This window comes from Streptomyces sp. NPDC047880 (genome assembly GCF_040706515.1).
In the GTDB taxonomy this organism is placed as follows: domain Bacteria; phylum Actinomycetota; class Actinomycetes; order Streptomycetales; family Streptomycetaceae; genus Streptomyces.
This window is the reverse complement of the sequence record NZ_JBEZOK010000009.1, coordinates 1-19,080: the sequence shown is the minus strand read 5'-3', so window position 1 is coordinate 19,080 and position 19,080 is coordinate 1. Positions and strand designations below refer to the sequence as shown.

16 protein-coding genes, 1 rRNA gene and 1 riboswitch are annotated in these 19,080 nt (G+C 69.5%); of the genes, 4 read left to right on the top strand and 13 right to left on the bottom strand.

Annotated elements, in window-relative coordinates; all coding sequences use genetic code 11:
* On the bottom strand, window positions 1-1,293 hold the full coding sequence (locus AB0937_RS15910) for an extracellular solute-binding protein (RefSeq protein WP_366712536.1): 1,293 nt from the start codon (window positions 1,291-1,293) through the stop codon (window positions 1-3).
* 422 nt (window positions 1,294-1,715) lie between these two features.
* On the opposite strand from AB0937_RS15910, the gene AB0937_RS15905 reads away from it, so the two are divergent.
* The 3 genes from AB0937_RS15905 to AB0937_RS15895 all read left to right on the top strand — a co-directional run bounded on the left by AB0937_RS15905 (window position 1,716) and on the right by AB0937_RS15895 (window position 4,680).
* Window positions 1,716-3,695, top strand: coding sequence for an amino acid transporter (locus AB0937_RS15905; protein ID WP_366712216.1), 1,980 nt, complete (start codon window positions 1,716-1,718; stop codon window positions 3,693-3,695).
* Window positions 3,696-3,798: 103 nt separating this feature from the next.
* Window positions 3,799-4,194, top strand: a complete 396-nt coding sequence (locus AB0937_RS15900) for a helix-turn-helix transcriptional regulator (protein ID WP_366712214.1) — start codon at window positions 3,799-3,801, stop codon at window positions 4,192-4,194.
* A 66-nt stretch (window positions 4,195-4,260) separates the two neighbouring features.
* On the top strand, window positions 4,261-4,680 hold the full coding sequence (locus tag AB0937_RS15895; RefSeq protein WP_366712212.1) for a TOBE domain-containing protein: 420 nt from the start codon (window positions 4,261-4,263) through the stop codon (window positions 4,678-4,680).
* Window positions 4,681-4,744: 64 nt separating this feature from the next.
* On the opposite strand, the gene gcvP is transcribed toward AB0937_RS15895, so the two are convergent.
* The gene (gene gcvP / locus AB0937_RS15890; RefSeq protein ID WP_366712210.1) at window positions 4,745-7,630 is read right to left on the bottom strand and encodes an aminomethyl-transferring glycine dehydrogenase; all 2,886 of its coding nucleotides are present in this window, start codon (window positions 7,628-7,630) and stop codon (window positions 4,745-4,747) included.
* Between the two features lie 175 nt (window positions 7,631-7,805).
* Window positions 7,806-7,901: riboswitch (glycine riboswitch) on the bottom strand.
* A 113-nt stretch (window positions 7,902-8,014) separates the two neighbouring features.
* Between gcvP and AB0937_RS15885 the strand changes: the two genes are divergently transcribed.
* Complete coding sequence (locus AB0937_RS15885; protein ID WP_031104789.1) at window positions 8,015-8,389, top strand: PRC-barrel domain-containing protein; 375 nt, start codon at window positions 8,015-8,017, stop codon at window positions 8,387-8,389.
* Here AB0937_RS15885 and AB0937_RS15880 read toward each other — a convergent pair.
* The 11 genes from AB0937_RS15880 to rrf form a co-directional block, all read right to left on the bottom strand.
* Window positions 8,308-9,756, bottom strand: a complete 1,449-nt coding sequence (locus AB0937_RS15880) for a DNA polymerase IV (protein ID WP_366712208.1) — start codon at window positions 9,754-9,756, stop codon at window positions 8,308-8,310. The two genes, AB0937_RS15885 and AB0937_RS15880, sit on opposite strands and share 82 nt — an antisense overlap.
* A 257-nt stretch (window positions 9,757-10,013) precedes the next feature.
* The gene (locus AB0937_RS15875; RefSeq protein ID WP_366712206.1) at window positions 10,014-10,697 is read right to left on the bottom strand and encodes a MerR family transcriptional regulator; all 684 of its coding nucleotides are present in this window, start codon (window positions 10,695-10,697) and stop codon (window positions 10,014-10,016) included.
* 290 nt (window positions 10,698-10,987) lie between these two features.
* Window positions 10,988-11,461 carry a bifunctional nuclease family protein gene (locus AB0937_RS15870; RefSeq protein ID WP_003988851.1) on the bottom strand — a complete coding sequence of 158 codons (474 nt, stop codon included), beginning with the start codon at window positions 11,459-11,461 and terminating at the stop codon, window positions 10,988-10,990.
* 86 nt (window positions 11,462-11,547) lie between these two features.
* Window positions 11,548-12,285, bottom strand: coding sequence for a MerR family transcriptional regulator (locus tag AB0937_RS15865; protein ID WP_366712203.1), 738 nt, complete (start codon window positions 12,283-12,285; stop codon window positions 11,548-11,550).
* A 51-nt stretch (window positions 12,286-12,336) separates the two neighbouring features.
* On the bottom strand, window positions 12,337-13,290 hold the full coding sequence (locus tag AB0937_RS15860; RefSeq protein ID WP_366712201.1) for an FHA domain-containing protein: 954 nt from the start codon (window positions 13,288-13,290) through the stop codon (window positions 12,337-12,339).
* Between the two features lie 61 nt (window positions 13,291-13,351).
* Window positions 13,352-14,314 carry a DUF881 domain-containing protein gene (locus AB0937_RS15855; RefSeq protein WP_366712199.1) on the bottom strand — a complete coding sequence of 321 codons (963 nt, stop codon included), beginning with the start codon at window positions 14,312-14,314 and terminating at the stop codon, window positions 13,352-13,354.
* 5 nt (window positions 14,315-14,319) lie between these two features.
* Complete coding sequence (locus AB0937_RS15850; protein ID WP_003988855.1) at window positions 14,320-14,652, bottom strand: small basic family protein; 333 nt, start codon at window positions 14,650-14,652, stop codon at window positions 14,320-14,322.
* On the bottom strand, window positions 14,649-15,560 hold the full coding sequence (locus tag AB0937_RS15845) for a DUF881 domain-containing protein (RefSeq protein WP_366712198.1): 912 nt from the start codon (window positions 15,558-15,560) through the stop codon (window positions 14,649-14,651). Before AB0937_RS15845 ends, AB0937_RS15850 begins: the two co-directional genes overlap by 4 nt.
* Window positions 15,561-15,657: 97 nt before the next feature.
* On the bottom strand, window positions 15,658-18,153 hold the full coding sequence (locus AB0937_RS15840; protein WP_366712196.1) for a mannose-1-phosphate guanyltransferase: 2,496 nt from the start codon (window positions 18,151-18,153) through the stop codon (window positions 15,658-15,660).
* Window positions 18,154-18,267: 114 nt separating this feature from the next.
* Window positions 18,268-18,876, bottom strand: a complete 609-nt coding sequence (locus AB0937_RS15835) for a CDP-alcohol phosphatidyltransferase family protein (RefSeq protein ID WP_361113472.1) — start codon at window positions 18,874-18,876, stop codon at window positions 18,268-18,270.
* A gap of 109 nt (window positions 18,877-18,985) precedes the next feature.
* Window positions 18,986-19,080 (bottom strand): 5S ribosomal RNA (gene rrf, locus AB0937_RS15830); the annotation flags it as partial.

Genomic DNA, 19,080 nt, shown 5'->3' with positions numbered 1-19,080 from the left:
CTACTGCTCTTCCTTCGCGGTCCTCGTGATCGACTGGGCGACCTGCCCGGGCGACTTGGAGCCCGCGATGAGCGCGGCGACGCTGTCGTTGATCTCCTGGCCGACGGCGGGCGCGTACGCCTGGTCGAGGTAGAGCTGGAAGCCGGTGGCGGCTTTCAGCTGGGCCTGTACGGCCTTGATGTTGGGGTCGGCGATGGCGCTCTCGGCCGCCGGTACCACGGGCAGGACCCCGGTCTTCTTGACCAGTTCCAGGTCGGTGGCCTCGGACGCGAAGAACCTGAGGAAGTCGACGGCCTCCTGCGGGGCGCCCCGGCGCAGTGCGTGCCCGCCGCCTCCGCCGAACACCTCGGTGATGGCTCCCTTGCCGCCCTCGACCGCGGGAAACGGGAAGAAGCCGAGGTCCTTGCCGAGCCCCTTGCCCGCGTCGGCCTGGACCGTGGGTGCCCACTGCCCCATGAGCTCCATGGCCGCCTTGCCGTTGCCGACGGCGGCGGCCTGGCCGGTGGGCGACGAGTAGGCGGCTCCGAGGAAGCCCTTCTGGAACGGCTGGAGGGCGACGAGTTCCTTCAGGTGCTCGCCGGCCTCGACGAAGGGGGTGCCGGTGAAGTCCTTGTCGTCGTAGGCCTTCTGCAACACCTCGGCTCCGGCGGTACGCATGGCCAGGTAGGCCCAGTAGTACATGCCGGGCCACTTCTCCTTGCCGGCCAGGGCCAGCGGCGTGACCTTGGCGGCCTTCAACTTGCGTACGGCGTCGAGGAAGCCGTCCCAGGTGGTCGGCGGTTCGGCGATGCCGGCCTTCTCGAAGAGCGCCTTGTTGTACCAGAAGCCGATCATGCCGATGTCGAACGGGATGCCGTACGCCTGGTCGTCGAACAGGTACGGCTCCCTGGCGACCGGCAGCAGGGCGTCTCCCCAGGGTTTGGCCCGGTCGGTGAGGTTCTCGACGAGCCCGGCGTCGACCTGCTGCTTCAGCACGCCACCGCCCCAGGTGTGGAAGATGTCGGGCAGCTTCCCGGAGGCGGTCAGGGCCGTCATCTTCGACTTGTAGGCGTCGTTCTCCAGCTGGACGATCTTTATTTTGACCTTGGGATTCTGCGCCTCGAACTTCCGCGCGAGAGCGGCCCAGACGGTCTTGGCCGGCTCGGTGGTGGAGATGTTCCACCATTCGACCGTGGTCGTCCCGGACGACCCTCCGTCCGAGTCCCCGCCGCATGCGGTCAGTGCCGTCGTCGCCAGACCGGCCGCGGCGGAGGCCGCCAGGAAGCCGCGGCGGGACAGTGCCGGGTCGCCCATCATGCTCCTCGAAAGTTTCGATAGAGATCCAGAAAGCTTCGCTGCTGCCGCACCCTAAAGACAGCGGCCAAACGGTGGCAACCCCTTGTACAGGGGGAATCTTTCACTGAGACAAAGACAGGAAGGAGGGGCGAAACATTCGAGTCCTCAAACGAACGTTACGCGTTGGCAACGCAAGCAATCACGCAGGGTGTCCGCCCGCGGGCCGCGCATTCGTACCGCTACTCCACGGGAAGAACCGGCCCCGCACCCTCTCAGCTCGGGTTTTCGGTCCTGCGGCCGTCCGCGCCGCCAGTCTTAACGGAAGCTTGACGCGCTCAGTCCCCTCACTCGTGGGCCACGGCATCACGCTCCGCTTACGCTGATCGAGCCGTCCAGTGATGGCCGGAAACCACGCTGAATCGCACGTCTGGAGCACGTCGATGGCCACCACCGAGCACCCGGCACCGGGCCGTCCGGAGCCTTCTCCACCCAGCCGTCTGCGCGCCTGGCTGCTGGAGGGCCTGGCGGACATGGGCAAGGCCGGCGGCCACACGGGGCCCCACGCCGAACCCGCGCCCGCGCACCTGGGGCAGCGCTGGTGGCGGGTGATGTGCCTGACCGGCGTCGACTACTTCTCGACCCTCGGCTACCAGCCGGGCATCGCGGCCCTCGCCGCCGGGCTGCTGTCACCGATCGCGACCCTCGTCCTGATCGTCGTCACGCTGGCGGGCGCCCTGCCCGTCTACCGCCGCGTGGCCGAGGAGAGCCCGCACGGTGAGGGCTCGATCGCGATGCTGGAGCGGCTGCTGTCCTTCTGGCAGGGCAAGTTGTTCGTCCTGACCCTGCTGGGCTTCGCCGCCACCGACTTCCTCATCACCATCACCCTGTCGGCCGCCGACGCCTCCACCCACCTCGTGGAGAACCCGCATCTGACCGGCGTCCTGCACGACAAGCAGATGCTGATCACCCTGGTCCTGGTGGCCCTGCTGGGCGCGGTGTTCCTCAAGGGCTTCCTGGAGGCGATCGGCGTAGCCGTCGCCCTCGTAGGTGCCTACCTCGCGCTGAACGCGGTCGTGGTGGCCGTCGGCCTCTACCACGTCATCACGGCGGGTCACGTGGTCACCGACTGGTCGAGCGCCCTCACCGCTCAGCACGGCAACGTCTTCGCCATGATCGGCGTCGCCCTGCTCGTCTTCCCGAAACTGGCCCTCGGCCTCTCCGGATTCGAGACCGGCGTCGCCGTGATGCCGCACGTCCGGGGCGATGCGGACGACACCGAGGCACGGCCTGCCGGGCGCATCCGCGACACGAAGAAGCTGCTCACCACGGCCGCCCTGATCATGAGCGTCTTCCTGATCACCACCAGCTTCATCACCACCCTCCTCATCCCGGAGAAGGAGTTCGAGGCGGGCGGCCAGGCCAATGGCCGTGCGCTCGCGTACCTGGCGCACGACTACCTGGGCAACACCTTCGGCACCGTCTACGACGTCTCGACGATCGCCATCCTCTGGTTCGCCGGTGCTTCCGCGATGGCCGGGCTGCTCAACCTGATGCCGCGCTACCTGCCCCGCTACGGCATGGCCCCGCACTGGGCCCGCGCCGTGCGGCCCATGGTCATCGTCTTCACCCTGATCGCCTTCCTGGTCACCTGGATCTTCGACGCCGACGTCGACGCCCAGGGCGGCGCCTACGCCACCGGCGTACTGGTCCTCATCAGCTCCGCCGCGATCGCCGTGACCATCGCCGCCCGCAAGGCCCGGCAGCGGAACTGGACGATCGCCTTCGCGCTGATCTCCGCGGTGTTCCTCTACACGACCGTGCTCAACGTCATCGAGCGCCCGGACGGCGTGAAGATCGGCGCGTGTTTCATCGCCGGCATCATCCTGGTCTCCCTGCTGTCACGGCTGGCCCGGGCGTTCGAGCTGCGCGTGACCAGCGTGACGCTGGACGACATGGCGGAGCGTTTCGTGCGGGACACGGCCAGCCGCCGGATGCGGTTCATCGCCAACGAGCCGGACCGCCGCGACATCGCCGAGTACCGCGACAAGATCGAGCAGATCCGGCACGACAACGACGTACCCGGCCAGGAGGACTTCGTCTTCGTGGAGGTGACGGTGACCGACCCCTCCGAGTTCGAGGCGGGCCTGACCGTACGCGGCGAGGTGCTGCACGGCCGGTACCGCGTCCTGACCCTGGAGTCGTCCTCCATCCCGAACGCCCTGGCCGCGCTTCTGCTGCACGTCCGCGACTCCACCGGCTGCACCCCGCACATCTACTTCGAGTGGACCGAGGGCGGGCCCTTCGCCAACTTCCTGCGCTTCTTCCTCTTCGGGCAGGGCGAGGTCGCCCCGGTGACCCGCGAGGTCCTGCGCGAGGCGGAACCGGACCGGAAGCAGCGGCCGAGGGTGCACGTGGGGTGAGCCTGACCCGGGCCGTCGTATGCGGGCAACCGCCCTGTCGCGTTACCCCCGACGGCCGCCCCCGCATCCGCCGTCGCTCTCCCCCGCCCCTATCGTGACCGGCATGCAGTCCTACACGATCGGCCAGGCAGCACGGCTGCTCGGCGTCAGCCCGGACACCGCCCGCCGCTGGGCCGACGCGGGTCGCATCACGACCCACCGCGACGAGACCGGGCGCCGGCTCATCGCCGGACGGGACCTGGCCGCCTTCTCCGTCGAACTCGCCCGGTCCGGCGCCGCCGAGGAGGACGCCCCGTACACCTCGGCCCGCAACGCCTTCCCCGGCATCGTCACCGCGATCAAACTCGGCGACGTCGCCGCACAGGTGGAGATCCAGGCCGGACCGCACCGGCTCGTCTCACTGCTCACCCGCGAGGCGGTGGAGGAACTGGGCCTGGAGGTCGGGATGGAGGCGACGGCCCGCGTGAAGTCGACGAACGTCCACATCGACCGCGTCTGACCGGCGGCCGGCGGTACCTCCGCGCGTACACCGGCCGCACGCGCCCACCGCGGCTACCGTGCACGCATGAGCCTGAGCATCCGCAACCAGCTCCCCGGCACCGTCACCGCCCTCACCCCGGGCGAGGCCATGGCGACGGTCAGGATCCGCCTCAGCGGCGGCCAGGACCTCACCGCGGCGATCACCCGCGAGGCAGCGGAAGACCTCCGTCTCACCCCCGGCACCGCCGTGCGCGCCCTGGTGAAGTCCACGGAGATCTCCCTGGCCACCGCACCCGTCGAGGTCCTGTCGATCCGCAACCGGCTCCCCGGCAACGTCACGGACATCGCCACCGGTGACGCGATGGTGTCGGTCCACCTCACCGTGGAGGGCGGCGAACTGACCTCCGCGATCACCCGGGACGCCGCGGAGGACCTGGCCCTGTCGCCGGGGACCCCGGTCGTCGCCCTGATCAAGGCGACCGAGGTGGCACTCGCCACCGCCTGACCCGGCGGCGAACGGCGGGAGGGGCCCCGCACCGCGGAGCCCCTCCTTCCGACCGGTCGGTCGATCAGTCCTCGTACGCGTCCAGCGGCGGGCAGGAGCACACCAGGTTCCGGTCGCCGAAGGCCTGATCGATGCGGCGCACCGGCGGCCAGTACTTGTCGGCGGCCGACACCCCGGCGGGGAAGACGGCCTCCTCACGGCTGTAGGCGTGCTCCCACGGACCCGCGAGCGCGCCGGCGGTGTGCGGGGCACCGCGCAGCGGGTTGTCCTCCGCGGGCCACTCACCGGAGCCGACCTTCTCGATCTCCGCGCGGATGGCGATCATCGCCTCGCAGAACCTGTCCAGCTCGGCCAGGTCCTCCGACTCGGTCGGCTCGATCATCAGCGTCCCGGCCACCGGGAAGGACATGGTCGGCGCGTGGAAGCCGTAGTCGATCAGCCGCTTGGCCACGTCGTCGACGCTCACCCCGGTCGCCTTGGTCAGCGGCCGCAGGTCGATGATGCACTCGTGCGCGACGAGCCCGCCGGGACCGGTGTAGAGCACCGGGAAGTGCGGCTCCAGGCGCTTGGCGATGTAGTTGGCGCTGAGCACGGCCACCTGCGTGGCCCGCTTCAGCCCCTCGCCGCCCATGAGCCGGACGTACGCCCACGAGATCGGCAGGATGCCGGCCGAACCCCAGGGAGCCGCCGAGATGGGGCCGACGCCCGTCTCGGGGCCGGCCTCGGGCTGCAGCGGGTGGTTCGGCAGGTACGGCGCGAGGTGCTCGCGCACCGCCACCGGACCGACGCCCGGGCCGCCGCCGCCGTGCGGGATGCAGAAGGTCTTGTGCAGGTTGAGGTGCGAGACGTCACCGCCGAAGTGCCCCGGCTTGGCGAGCCCGACGAGCGCGTTCAGGTTGGCCCCGTCGACGTAGACCTGCCCGCCCGCCTCGTGCACCTGCGCGCAGATGTCGGCGACGTGCTCCTCGAACACACCGTGCGTGGACGGGTACGTGATCATGAGCACGGCCAGCTGGTCGCGGTACTGCTCGATCTTGGCCCGCAGGTCCTCGACGTCGATCTCGCCGTCCTCGGCGGTCTTCACGACGACGACCTTCATGCCCGCCATCACCGCACTGGCCGCGTTGGTGCCGTGCGCGGACGACGGGATCAGGCAGACGGTGCGCTGCTCGTCCCCGTTGGCCCGGTGGTACCCGCGGACGGCCAGCAGACCGGCCAGCTCGCCCTGCGACCCGGCGTTCGGCTGGAGGGACACCTTGTCGTAGCCGGTGACCTCGGCGAGCCGGTCCTCCAGCTCGTGGATGAGGGTGAGGTAGCCACCGGCCTGCTCGGCGGGCGCGAAGGGGTGCAGCTGCCCGAATTCGGGCCAGGTGACGGGCTCCATCTCGGTGGTCGCGTTGAGCTTCATGGTGCAGGAGCCCAGCGGGATCATGCCCCGGTCGAGCGCGTAGTCGCGGTCGGCCAGCTTGCGCAGGTAGCGCAGCATGGCGGTCTCGGAGCGGTGCTGGTGGAAGACGGGGTGGGTCAGGTAGTCGTCGGTGCGCAGCAGCGCACCGGGAAGACCGTCCTCGGTGGCCGCGTCGAGCGCCTCGACGACTCCCTCGACGCCGAAGGCCGCCCATACGGCGCGCAGCTGGGCGCGCGTGGTGGTCTCGTCGCAGGCGATGGAGACGTGGTCGGCGTCGACGAGGCGCAGGTTGACCCCGTTGTCCCGCGCGGCGGCCACGACCTCGCCGGCCCGGCCCTCGACGCGCACGGTCAGGGTGTCGAAGTAAGAGCCGTGCACGACCTCGACACCGCCGCCCGCGAGTCCGGCGGCGAGCACCGTGGCGTACCGGTGGGTGCGCCGCGCGATGCCCTTGAGGCCCTCGGGGCCGTGGTAGACGGCGTACATGCCGGCCATGACGGCGAGCAGCACCTGCGCGGTGCAGATGTTGCTGGTGGCCTTCTCCCGGCGGATGTGCTGCTCACGCGTCTGCAGGGCCAGTCGGTAGGCCCTGTTGCCGTCGGCGTCCACGGACACGCCGACGAGCCGCCCGGGCAGGCTGCGCGCCATCTTGTCCTGGACCGCCATGTAGCCGGCGTGCGGACCGCCGAAGCCCATGGGGACGCCGAAGCGCTGGGTCGTGCCGACGGCGATGTCCGCGCCGAGCTCCCCGGGCGACTTCAGCAGCGTCAGCGCGAGCAGGTCGGCAGCGACGGTGACGAGCGCCCCGAGCTCGTGCGCCCGGTCGATGACCGGCTTGATGTCCCGCACGGCACCGGAGGCGCCCGGGTACTGGAGCAGCACGCCGTTGATCTCGCGCTCGGCGATCTCGTCGGGGATGCCCTCGCTCAGGTCGGCGACGACGACCTCGACGCCGGTCGGCTCGGCGCGGGTCTGGATCACGGCGATGGTCTGCGGCAGCGTGTCCGCGTCGACCAGGAACAGGCCCTTCTTGTTCTTGCCCAGGCGCCGCGACAGCGCCATGGCCTCGGCGGCCGCGGTGCCCTCGTCGAGCAGGGAGGCGCCCGAGGTCGGCAGTCCGGTCAGGTCGGCGACCATGGTCTGGAAGTTGAGCAGCGCCTCCAGCCGGCCCTGCGAGATCTCCGGCTGGTACGGCGTGTAGGCCGTGTACCAGGACGGGTTCTCCATGACGTTGCGCATGATGACCGGCGGCGTGAAGGTGCCGTAGTAGCCGAGGCCGATCATGGAGCCGAGGACCTGGTTGCGGTCGGCGAGGGAACGCAGCTCGGCGATCACTTCGGCTTCACTGCGGGCTCCGGGCAGATCCAGCGCCTCGGCGCTCTTGATCACGGCCGGGACCGCGGCGGCGGTCAGCTCGTCCAGCGAGCCGTAGCCGACGTGCGCGAGCATCTTGGCGCAGGCCTCGTGGTCGGGGCCGATGTGGCGCTGCTCGAAGGGGACTGCCTCTTCGAGCTCGGAGAGCGGAATGCGGTGGGCGGTCATTACGGAGGCCTCCTGGTCGACACGACCTTCGAGGGGCACCACGGCACGGGTACCCGGACGGCCTCCCCCTCTGTCATCTCAACCTGAGAGCTTCACCGGATCGCCCGAAGGCCTCCGGCTTTCACCGTCGGTGAGAGCGGAAGCCGTCGACACCCGCCCTGCTTTCCAGAGTGACCTCGTCCGTGCGGTACGTGAGCCTGAGAGATTCCGGGGAGGATTTGCTCCTTCGGCGCCTCCGATGGTGTCTGGAGGACTCTCCCGCACGGGGTCAACAGCCGATGCCAGCGTACCAGCGAGGTCAACGCACGAACCTTCGAGTGGCCGCATACCCACTTGTACCGTTTTGTAGTGTCTACGTATGAGTTGCGACCATGTGGAGGGCCCGTGCGAACCGATATCGATCCGCGCAACCTGATCGGCCGCAAGGCCTTCGACCGCAACGGGACCAGGATCGGCACCATCGACGAGGTCTACCTCGACGACGCCACCGGCGAGCCGGAGTGGGCGGCCATACGGACCGGCCTGTTCAGCAGGGACGCCTTCGTCCCCCTGGAGCCCAGCGAACTGATCGAGGGTGCCCTGCACGTGCCCTTCGAGAGAGCCCTGATCAAGGACGCCCCCGACTTCGGAGTGGGCCGCCACCTCTCTCCCGAGCAGGAACTGCAGCTCTACCACCACTACGGACTCGACGTCGCCGCTCCGCCCCCGCTCCCGGACCACGACTTCGGCAAGCTCGCGGGCACCGACGAAACAGCCTGAGGTCCCGCCTCAGCGGCCTGCCCTCCCTCCCCCCGTAACACCAGAGGCAGCGGATCCGCCGCTTCCAGATCCGGATCGTCGACCCGGAAGGTCCGCACCCGCCCCGGCTCGGAGGCGGGCGTCTCGAACCGTACGGTGACCCGCCCCAGGCCGCTGCCCTGCACCCACCCGTGCCCGAACTCGGCGTGCCGCACGTCGTGCCCGGCGGGCCAGCGCCGTTCGGCGAGCGAGGGCTGCTCCTCGGCCGGCGCCACGGGATGCTCCTCGACCGAACTCTCCTCGACCGCCCGCTCCCCCGCCGCCTGGGCGAACAGGTCTTCCTGCGTGTAGTCGGCGAGCCCGCTCACACCCACCCCGAGCAGCCGCACCCCGCCGGTCGTGTCGACGGAGTCCAGCAACCGGGCCGCCGCCTCCCGGACGACTGCGGGGTCGTCCGTGGGGCCGCGCAGCGTCTCGGAGCGGGTGAGCGTCGAGAAGTCGTAGCGGCGCACCTTCAGGACGATCGTCCGCCCGGAGAGCCCGGCGCCGCGCAGCCGCCGCACGCACCGCTCGGCCAACCGCTGCACCTCCAGCCCGACCCGCGTCCGGTCGTGGATGTCCACGTCGTAGGTGTCCTCGACCGACACCGACTTCGCCTCGCGCTCGGCCACCACGGGCCGGTCGTCCCGTGCCAGGGCCATCGCGTAGAGACCGTGCCCGTGCGCCTTGCCCAGCAGCCGGACCAGTTCGTCCTCGCCCGCCTCGACGATCTCCTCCACCGTGGTGATCCCGGCCCGCCTCAGATGGTCGCCCGTCGCCGGCCCCACCCCCGGCAGGATCCGCACCGGCATCGGCCCGAGCATCGCCCGCTCGGTCCCCGGCTCGATGACCACCAGCCCGTCGGGCTTGGCCTCCTCCGAGGCGATCTTGGCGAGCATCTTGGAGGCGGCGAGCCCCACCGACCCGGTGAGCCCCGTGACGGCCCGGATGTCCGCGCGCAGCTTGGCCCCGGCCAGCCGCGCCGACGCCTCGTCCCAGGCCACTCCCCCGGCCTCCAGGTCCACGAACGCCTCGTCCAGGCTCAGCGGCTCCACCAGCGGCGACAACGCCCGCAGCAGCTCCATCACCCGCTCGCTGATCGATCGGTAGAGATTGAAGCGCGGCACGAGATACGCGGCGTTCGGCGCGAGCCGCCGGGCCTGCCCCATGGGCATCGCCGAGTGCACCCCGAAGACCCGCGCCTCGTAGGACGCCGTCGCCACGACCCCGCGCGGCCCGAGCCCGCCCACGACCACGGCCTTCCCGCGCAGACTCGGCTTGGACGCCTGCTCCACCGAGGCGTAGAAGGCATCCATGTCGAGATGCAGGATCGTGGGCGCGGTTCTCACACCTTTGATGCTGCCCTACGCCACTGACAACGCCCTGCTCGACCACCCGCGACGGCCCATGCGGAGCCGCTCAGCGCCTGGCGACGCCAGGTCGCGATGGAAACGCTCACGACCGGGCAGCGCGCCTCACCAGCACCACGCACGGCTCGGGGCCGCCCTTCAGAAGCGATCACGCGCACCCGGCAGTGCCCCTCAGGAACATCGGTGCGGAAACGCCCTGCCTCGTGTGACCGCGTGCTTCCCCGCGACCGGGCGGCTCAGACGGCCCGGTTCCGCCGACGTGCCAGCTCGTCCGCCGGGTTGGGCCCGATCAGCGTCTCACCGGTGTCGATCCGCTCGCCGTGCAGCTGGGACAGCGCGCTCTCGACGTCCCGCCACACCACCCCGACGGCGATACCGAAGACCCCCTGGCCCCCCTGCAGCAGGGCGTGGACCTCGTCGGGCGAGGTGCACTCGTAGACCGTCGCGCCGTCACTCATCAACGTCATGCGCTCGAGGTCGCTGAAACCGCGTTCCCTGAGGTGCTGGACGGCGGTGCGGATGTTCTGCAGCGACACCCCGGTGTCGAGGAACCGCTTGACGATCTTCAGGACGACCACGTCCCGGAAGCTGTACAGCCGCTGCGTCCCGGACCCGTAGGCGGGGCGCACACTCGGCTCCACGAGCCCGGTGCGGGCCCAGTAGTCCAGCTGCCGGTAGGTGATACCGGCGGCCGCACAGGCCGTGGGGCCGCGATAGCCGATCTGCTCGGACGCCATGGACGTCGCCTCTCCGCTGCTCGGCACCGCTGTCGGTCGCTGCGGAGCGTGGTCCGTCGCACCACCGGGCTGAGGGCGTCCCCCGCCCGGGAAAGGCCGGGAGCCGGGGGGAGGGTACGGACCGCTCACCCTGAGACTGCGCTCGGGGCCGCCCCCAGCCGTACCGTCGCCGCTGCTTCTCACGCCGACCTCCGTCCTTGACCTGCCTTCTCGACGGTAGGCAGTCACCAGGGGTGCGTCAACGATCGCCACACTCGCCACGCCGAGTGATAATCACCCTGAGAGTGGTTTCCCGTGCCCCGTCGCGGGGAAAGGCTAGCCGAATGTGCCCGAACGGGCCTTGTGACGCTCTCATGAGCCCCCGGCACATGCGGGCATTTCACCCGTCACATACGGCGGGCGGCCCCGTCACGGACCACATCGTCCGTCGGGCCGCCCGTGCGTCCATCAAGCCGCAGCCGCTCCGCAGGAGCTCACTGGCTGCTGCTGCCGAAGTCCTCCGGGGAGATCTGGTCGAGGAACTCGCGGAACTTCTCCACCTCGTCCTCCTGCTCGTCCGGGATCGCGATTCCGGCGTCGTCGAGCACCGTGTCACTGCCGTAGATCGGCGTCCCGGTGCGCAGCGCGAGCGCTATGGCGTCGGACGGGCGGGCGCTCACCTCGACGCCACTGGCGAAGACCAGCTCCGCGTAGAAGACGCCCTCACGCAGGTCCGTGATGCGCACTTCCGTGAGCTCCTGGCCGACGGCCTCCAGCACGTCCTTGAACAGGTCGTGTGTCAGCGGCCGCGCGGGGGCCATGCCCTGCTGGGCGAAAGCGATCGCCGTCGCCTCCCCCGGTCCGATCCAGATGGGGAGGTAACGGTCGCCTCCCACTTCACGCAGCAGCACGATCGGTTGGTTGGAGGGCATTTCGACCCGGACACCTACGACATCGAGCTCGTTCACACAGCAACCCTAGGCCGTGCCCGGGATGTTTGGGTAGTCGGGCCGGGATCGGGCACCTGATCCGGCCTCGCCGGCACCCGGCTGCCTCAGGGGAGCCGCACCCCGAGCGCCGTCTGCACCAGCGCAGCATGCAGCTTCACCGTGAGCCCCGCCAGTTCCCTGGTGCGGTCCTCGGCGTGAGCCCGGGTCTGCGGGTTCCGGTGCCGCCTCAACGGCGCCACCACCTGGTCCACGAGCCCGGCCTCCCGGTCGGCGGAGGCCTTCAAGGCCCGCAGGTGCCGCGGCTCGATCCCGAACCGCCCGAGCTCCACGACGAGCAGCGCGATGGCGACCGACCCGGCGTCGTAGACCCCGTCCTCCAATGGGGTGAGGAGCCCGTAGGACTCCCACTCCTCCAGCTCCTGCCCCTCCACACCGACGGCGGCGAGCAACTCGTCGCGCCCGATCCTGGCCGCCGTGGGCGGCTCGGGCGGCCGGGAGGCGGCTTCGCCGTCCCGCTGACGGCCCACGGCCGGCAGCTCCACCGCCTCACCACGCCCCATGGCCTCCAGGTGCTCCCGGATCACCTTCAGGGGCAGGTAGTGGTCCCGCTGCATCCTCAGGACGTGTCCGAGGCGCTCGACGTCATGGGCGCTGAACTTGCGGTACCCCGACGGGGTCCGCCGCGGCTCGATGAGCCCTTCCGACTCCAGGAAGCGGATCTTGGAGATGGTCACTTCGGGGAACTCGCCACGCAGCGCGCTCAGCACAGCGCCGATGCTCATCAGCCCACTGTCCGTGGCGGCGGCGCCGTGCCCGGCACCGCCGCTCGGTGTATGAAGCATGGACCTTCCCTGACGGATGGACCTCGCTGGGTCTGCCCGGACGGAGCCCGGTCAGTAGCCCCGCTGGCTGGCGTAGAAGACCAGCCGGTACTTGCCGATCTGCACTTCGTCGCCGTTGTTCAGGGCGACCTGGTCGATCCGCTCCCGGTTGACGTACGTGCCGTTCAGGCTGCCCACGTCGGCCACCGTGAACGACCCGTCCTGACCGCGGCGGAACTCCACGTGCCGCCGGGAGACCGTCACGTCGTCCAGGAAGATGTCGCTCTGCGGATGCCGGCCGGCCGTGGTCAGGTCGCCGTCCAGCAGGAAGCGGCTGCCCGAGTTCGGTCCGCGGCGCACGACGAGGAGCGCGGAGCCCAACGGCAGAGCGTCGACGGCGGCCTGCGCCTCGGGCGACAGGGTCGGCATCTGCGTCTGGCCCGTGGCCTCGCTGTCGTAGGCCTCAAGGCCGGAGATGGAGATCGTGGACGTCGTCTCGGACGGACGCTCCGGTGCAGCCCCCGCACGCAGCGGCGCGCCGCAGTTGGAGCAGAACCGGCTGTTCTCAGCGTTGCGGTTACCGCACCTCGTACACACCAGGGCCGACATCGGATCCTCCTGCCGCGGCTGCCCCCCGGGGGCGTTGGACGCGTACGGGTCGGAGAACCCTCCACCCGCACCTGAGGTTGACGGTTGCCCGAAACTTATGCCGCCGGGCTGTGCAGGGTCAACCGACGGCGCGCCCTGACCACCGGAAACGTCACCGCCCGGGCCCCCGACCTGGTCCCGGAACAGCGGCCGCTGGCCCTCCGCGTCAGGCTGTGCGCGATGACGAGCGGTCGCGTTGTCGCTGCCCTCTCGCGCGCTCTTGCCGAACAACTTCGCAAACAACTTCACGGGCGATTCCCCTTGACCGAAACAGACCCGCCCGTGGGGCAGGACGAACCCTGACTGAACACTCTGGCCGACCCGGACATCCTGACAACGTCCGTCTGCACCAGACAGTTTCCACCACGCACCGCCCATTCGGTGCGCCGACCCCCCGCAACCTCATGCCCTCGCCGAACGCCGCCCATGCACCCCCGGTTCACTGGGAGGACGACCGAGCGTAGTCAGGCCGCTTCGCCGCTCGCAAGGCGTCCACGACGATGTCGGTCGACCGCTCGATCGTGACGGCGGCCTGTTCCTTCTCGAGAGTCTGCACCACGCCTCCGGGGATGTTGAGCGCCGGCTCGAGGTCCTGCGGCTTGCCGATGACCTTGAAACGATAGGGAGCGTTGATCTTGTTCCCGTCGACGCCCACACCCTTGCCCGGGTCCGTGAGATACGTGCCCGCGACGACCCGGACGCCGTTCACCTGGATCGCCTCGGCACCCGCCGCGCGCAGCTCCTGGATCGCGTCGAGCAGCATGTCCGCCTCGACCGTTCCCTTCGTGTCCTCGATCGTCATGGTGATGCCGGGCCCCCGCGCGGCCACCGTGCCCGCCAGGACGCCGAGTTGCCTCTCCTTCTCGACCGTCTGCTTCCGGGCCTCCTCAGCCTGGTCCGAGCTGTTCTCCAACTCGTCGCGCTGCTTCTCGAGACCCCGCTTCTCGTCCTCAAGACGTTGAGTACGGTCATCCAGTTCATCGAGGATGCGAACAAGATCTTCTTGACGGGCGCCACGCAGGGCACTGTCACTGTCGCTGTTCGAGGCCACCTGTACGGCCAGCCCGAACCCGAGACCGAACAACAGCACGGCGACGATGAGTTGGGCCCGGGTGACGCGCGGCGGCCACACGCCCTGCGCCAGCCGCTGCCGCCCGGTCAGCCGGGACTCGGCATCCGGCTGTGGTTCCGGTCCCCGCTCGGGCTCGGGCTTCGCCCGGTCCTCACCCGCCGCGGCCGGGGCAGGCACCGGCCTCGCCGGGACCTCACCTGCCGCCGGCGTGGCCGGCTGCGCTTCCTGGGGCAGCGCCTTGCGCAGCCTGTTCCCGGTCTCGCCGCCGCCCTCGCGCGTGTCGCCCTGCTCCTCGGCCGCCTTGGCGGGCTTCTCGTCGTGATCGCTCATCGGCCTCACGCCCGGAACACGTGCCGGCGGATCGCCGCGGCGTTGGAGAAGATCCGGATGCCGAGGACGACCACCACACCGGTGGACAGCTGGGCGCCCACGCCCAGTTTGTCGCCCAGGAACACGATCAGAGCGGCCACGACCACGTTCGACAGGAACGACACCACGAAGACCTTGTCGTCGAAGATCCCGTCGAGCATGGCCCGCAGACCGCCGAAGACGGCGTCGAGCGCCGCCACGACAGCGATCGGCAGATAAGGCTCGACCACCGCCGGAACCTCAGGCCGGACCAACAGGCCGGCCACGACTCCCACGACGAGGCCCAGTACGGCGATCACGATGTGCCCTTCTCGCTCTTCTCAATGCTCGGCTGTGCTGTACGTACGGTCACACTCGGTGCGGCAGGCAGCCGGAGGTCGTCCTCCACGGAGATGCCTGTCCTGATGCCGTAGCTCTCCTGCAGCGCGTTCAGATACAACCCGTCCGCACTGTCCTGGAACCGAGTGCTCAGCCGCTGCCCGTCCCCCACCGCCAGCACCGTGTACGGCGGCACCAGCGGCTTGTTGTCGACCAGTATGGCGTCCCCCGCGGCCCTGATCGCGGACAGCGCCGTCAGCCGCTGCCCGTTGATCGAGACGGCCTCGGCGCCCGACTCCCACAGTCCGTTGACCACGCGCTGCATGTCCCGGTCACGCACCCGGCCGGTGTCGGAGAATCCGGAGGTCTCACGCGGGTCGCCGTCGCCACCGGAGGCGGCTTCCTTGGCGTCGTTCACCACGAGCCTCACCCCGGGGCCGTGCACCGCGACCGCGCCCGACAGGATGCCCACGAGATCGGAAGCGCTGCCGCCGCTGTGCTTCAGCGCCTCGCGCTGCCGTGCGCTCACGTCCGCGCGCAGCTCGTCGACGGAGTCCTCCAGCTTGTCCGCCGCCTCGGTCTCCCGGTCGATGCGGTCGACCAGCTCTTCCCGCTCCTTGGCGACGACCGGAGCGGCGACCCGCGCCTGCGCCGCCCCGACGGTCACGACCAGAGCCGCGAGCACCAGACCGGCGGCGAGACCCAGCTTCGCCCTGAGCGTCCTCGGCATACCGCTGTCACCCGCGGCCTTCTTGCGCTCGGCGGCCTCGGCATAGCCGTCGTCGAGACTGTGGTCCATGACGTTGGTGAGCAACGACATGGACGCATCCGGGCGCCGGGGCCGCGCGGGTGTGCTCCGAATGGGGGGTTGCTGCGGCATGCCGCACATCGTCGCACGTCGCGAGCACTACCTCCGAACGGGCCCACCGGCGTGCCGGACAGGCCCCGTTGGGGACACTTGTCCGGCACGCACGCGTGCAGCCCGTTTACCGGCCGGCGCTGTCCACGACCGCCGACCATTCGTCGAGCAGGGCCTGCGCGGAGGCGTCGTCCGGCCCCTCGGCCCACAGGTGGGTGACGGCCTCGGCCGGGTCGGGCAGCACCATCACCCAGCGGCCGTCGGTCTCCACCACACGCACCCCGTCCGTGGTGTCCACGAAGCGGTCTCCGGCCGCTTCGACGACCCTGCGCATCACAAGACCCTTCACGGCCCACGGGGTCGCCAGATCCCGCTTCAGGACGTGCGCCCGCGGGATCCGCGCGTCGATCTGGCTGAGCGTGAGCTGCGTCCGCGCCACGAGCCCGATGAGCCGTACGAAGGCCGCGGTGGCGTCGTACACGCTGCTGAACTCGGGGACGATGAAGCCGCCCTTGCCGTCGCCGCCGAAGATCGTCCCTTCCTCACCGCCCACACGCGTGAGGTCGTCGGGCGAGGTGGTCGTCCACTCGACCTGCGTCCCGTGGTACGCCGCCACCTGCTCGGCGATACGGGTGGTGGTGACCGGCAGCGCGACCCGGCCGCTGCGCCGCTCGGCTGCGACGAGGTCCAGCATCACGAGCAGCGCCCGGTCGTCCTCGATGATCCGCCCCTTCTCGTCGACAAGCGAGAGGCGCTCACCGACGGGGTCGAACCGCACGCCGAACGCCGCCCCGGAGGACGCCACGATCTCCCCGAGCCGCACCATCCCGGACCGCCGCATGTCGGCGGTCTCGGTCGGCCTGGACTCGTCCAGGCCCGGGTTGATCGTCAGCGAGTCGACCCCGAGCTTGCCGAGCAGGCTCGGCAGGACGAGGCCGGCGCTTCCGTTGGACGCGTCCACGACGACCTTCAGCCCGGAGTCCGCGATCCCGGTCGTGTCGACGTCCCGCAGCAGCGAACCGGTGTACGAGTCGAAGACGCTGGCCGGGAAGTGGAGATCGCCGATCTCCCCGGGGAAGGCACGGCGGTACTCCTGCCGTGCGAACACCCGGTCCAGCTTCCGCTGGCTGCCCTGGGACAGGTCGGCACCCTGCCCGTCGAAGAACATGATGTCGACGGAGTCCGGCACCCCGGGGGTGGTACGGATCATGATGCCGCCCGCGCTGCCCCGTGCGGTCTGCTGCCGGGCCACCGGCAGCGGCACGTTCTCCAGGTCGCGTACGTCGATCGCACTGGCCTGCAGCGCCGAGATCACCGCCCGCTTCAGCGCACGGGCACCACGCGAGTGGTCGCGAGCCGTGGTGACGGTCGACCCCTTCTTCAGCGTCGTCGCGTACGCGCCGGCGAGCCGCACAGCGAGTTCCGGCGTGATCTCGACGTTCAGGATCCCGGACACGCCGCGGGCACCGAACAGATGCGCCTGGCCCCTGGACTCCCAGATCACCGAGGTGTTGACGAAGGCGCCGGCCTCAATGGTCTTGAACGGATAGACCCGCACATTGCCCTGGACGATCGATTCTTCACCGATCAGGCACTCATCACCGATGACCGCCCCGTCCTCGATCCGCGCCGCACGCATGATGTCGGTGTTCTTGCCGACCACGCAGCCGCGGAGATTGCTGTGCGGCCCCACGTAGACGTTGTCGTGGACGACGGCCTTGTGCAGGAACGCGCCACTCTTGACGACCACATTGGAGCCGACGACGGTGTGCTCACGGATTTCGGCACCGGCCTCGACCTTGGCGTAGTCACCGATATAGACAGGTCCGCGAAGCACGGCGTCGGGATGGACCTCCGCACCCTCCGCGACCCACACGCCCGGGGAGATCTCGAACCCGTCGACGTCGACGTCGACCTTGCCCTCAAGGACATCGGCCTGCGCCTTGACATAGCTCTCGTGGGTGCCGACGTCCTCCCAGTAGCCCTCGGCGATGTAGCCGTAGATGGGCTTGCCTTCCTTCATCAGCTGCGGGAAGACGTCACCGGACCAGTCGACGGGCACATCGGGCTCGACGTAGTCGAAAACCTCGGGCTCCATCACGTAGATGCCGGTGTTCACCGTGTCGGAGAAGACCTGGCCCCAGGTGGGCTTCTCGAGGAAGCGCTCCACCTTGCCTTCCTCGTCGACGATGGTGATCCCGAATTCCAGTGGATTGGGCACACGCGTCAGACAGACGGTGACGAGCGCGCCCTTCTCCTTGTGGAAATTGATGAGCTCGGTCAGGTCGAAATCAGTCAGGGCGTCGCCAGAGATGACGAGGAAGGCGTCGTCCTTCAGCGCCTCCTCAGCGTTCTTGACGCTCCCTGCGGTACCGAGTGGCTTCTCCTCATTGGCATAGGTGAGCTCCATACCGAGCTCTTCGCCGTCACCGAAGTAGTTCTTGACGAGGGATGCCAGGAACTGGACAGTCACGACTGTTTCGTTGAGCCCATGCCTTTTGAGCAGCCGAAGAACATGCTCCATGATCGGCCGGTTGGCGACCGGCAGGAGCGGCTTGGGCATGCTTGAGGTCATGGGGCGAAGGCGTGTGCCCTCGCCTCCGGCCATCACGACGGCCTTCATGTCGGAAGCGTCCTCCTCGAAGAGACGGTCTAGCCGACTTCCCCCGCCAGGATTGTCCCGCACTTATCCAGTACAGGCCATCGCTCCGCTACGGCAGCAGGACCATCCGAGAGTTCAATCGGCCAGGGCGTCCGCACGGACCAGGCGGCGGACTTGTACCACGTAGAGGACTCCTGCCCACCAGTACAGCGTTGTACCCCACCCGGCGAACGCCCATCCGAAAATGGCAGCCAGTGACGAGATCCATCCGCTTCCGTCGCTGAGGAGAAGCAGGGGGAAGGCGTACATCAGGTTGAACGTGGCGGCCTTGCCCAGGAAGTTCACCTGGGGCGGCGGATAGCCGTGGCGACGGAGGATGCCCACCATCACGAGCAGAACCAGCTCCCGCGCCAAAAGAGCGGCGGTCAGCCATAGAGGCAGAATCTCACGCCAGGTGAGGCCGACCAGGGTCGAGAGAATGTAGAGCCGATCGGCCGCGGGGTCGAGGAGCCGGCCGAGGCTGCTGATCTGGTTCCAGCGGCGCGCGAGCTTGCCGTCCAGGTAGTCGCTGATGCCGCTCAGAGCGAGTACCAGAAGGGCCCAGCCGTCACTCTGGGGCCCACCGAACTCAGGCCGCAGAATCAGCCACAGGAAGACGGGCACGCCGACGAGGCGCGCCATGCTGAGGATGTTCGGGATGGTGAGTACACGGTCCGTCTGGACGCGAGTCTCCTGAACCTCCACCCGGGGGCCTCCTGTGGGAAACGTGCCAACGATGCTCCCTGACCCTACCTCAACGCAAAAAAGCTCTGGCTCTTGGGCTGTATGCCCAAGAGCCAGAGCTCTAATAGGAGTTCGGCGGCGTCCTACTCTCCCACAGGGTCCCCCCTGCAGTACCATCGGCGCTGTAAGGCTTAGCTTCCGGGTTCGGAATGTAACCGGGCGTTT

What these genes read in the sequence shown, in the direction of transcription:
- AB0937_RS15845 (WP_366712198.1), bottom strand. Translation starts at nt 15,560, where the DNA reads ATGTGCGGCATGCCGCAGCAACCCCCCATTCGGAGCACACCCGCGCGG.
- gcvP (WP_366712210.1), bottom strand. Translation starts at nt 7,630, where the DNA reads ATGACCGCCCACCGCATTCCGCTCTCCGAGCTCGAAGAGGCAGTCCCC.
- AB0937_RS15900 (WP_366712214.1), top strand. Translation starts at nt 3,799, where the DNA reads ATGCAGTCCTACACGATCGGCCAGGCAGCACGGCTGCTCGGCGTCAGC.
- AB0937_RS15865 (WP_366712203.1), bottom strand. Translation starts at nt 12,285, where the DNA reads ATGCTTCATACACCGAGCGGCGGTGCCGGGCACGGCGCCGCCGCCACG.
- AB0937_RS15840 (WP_366712196.1), bottom strand. Translation starts at nt 18,153, where the DNA reads ATGAAGGCCGTCGTGATGGCCGGAGGCGAGGGCACACGCCTTCGCCCC.
- AB0937_RS15855 (WP_366712199.1), bottom strand. Translation starts at nt 14,314, where the DNA reads ATGAGCGATCACGACGAGAAGCCCGCCAAGGCGGCCGAGGAGCAGGGC.
- AB0937_RS15860 (WP_366712201.1), bottom strand. Translation starts at nt 13,290, where the DNA reads ATGGGCGGTGCGTGGTGGAAACTGTCTGGTGCAGACGGACGTTGTCAG.
- AB0937_RS15895 (WP_366712212.1), top strand. Translation starts at nt 4,261, where the DNA reads ATGAGCCTGAGCATCCGCAACCAGCTCCCCGGCACCGTCACCGCCCTC.
- AB0937_RS15905 (WP_366712216.1), top strand. Translation starts at nt 1,716, where the DNA reads ATGGCCACCACCGAGCACCCGGCACCGGGCCGTCCGGAGCCTTCTCCA.
- AB0937_RS15910 (WP_366712536.1), bottom strand. Translation starts at nt 1,293, where the DNA reads ATGGGCGACCCGGCACTGTCCCGCCGCGGCTTCCTGGCGGCCTCCGCC.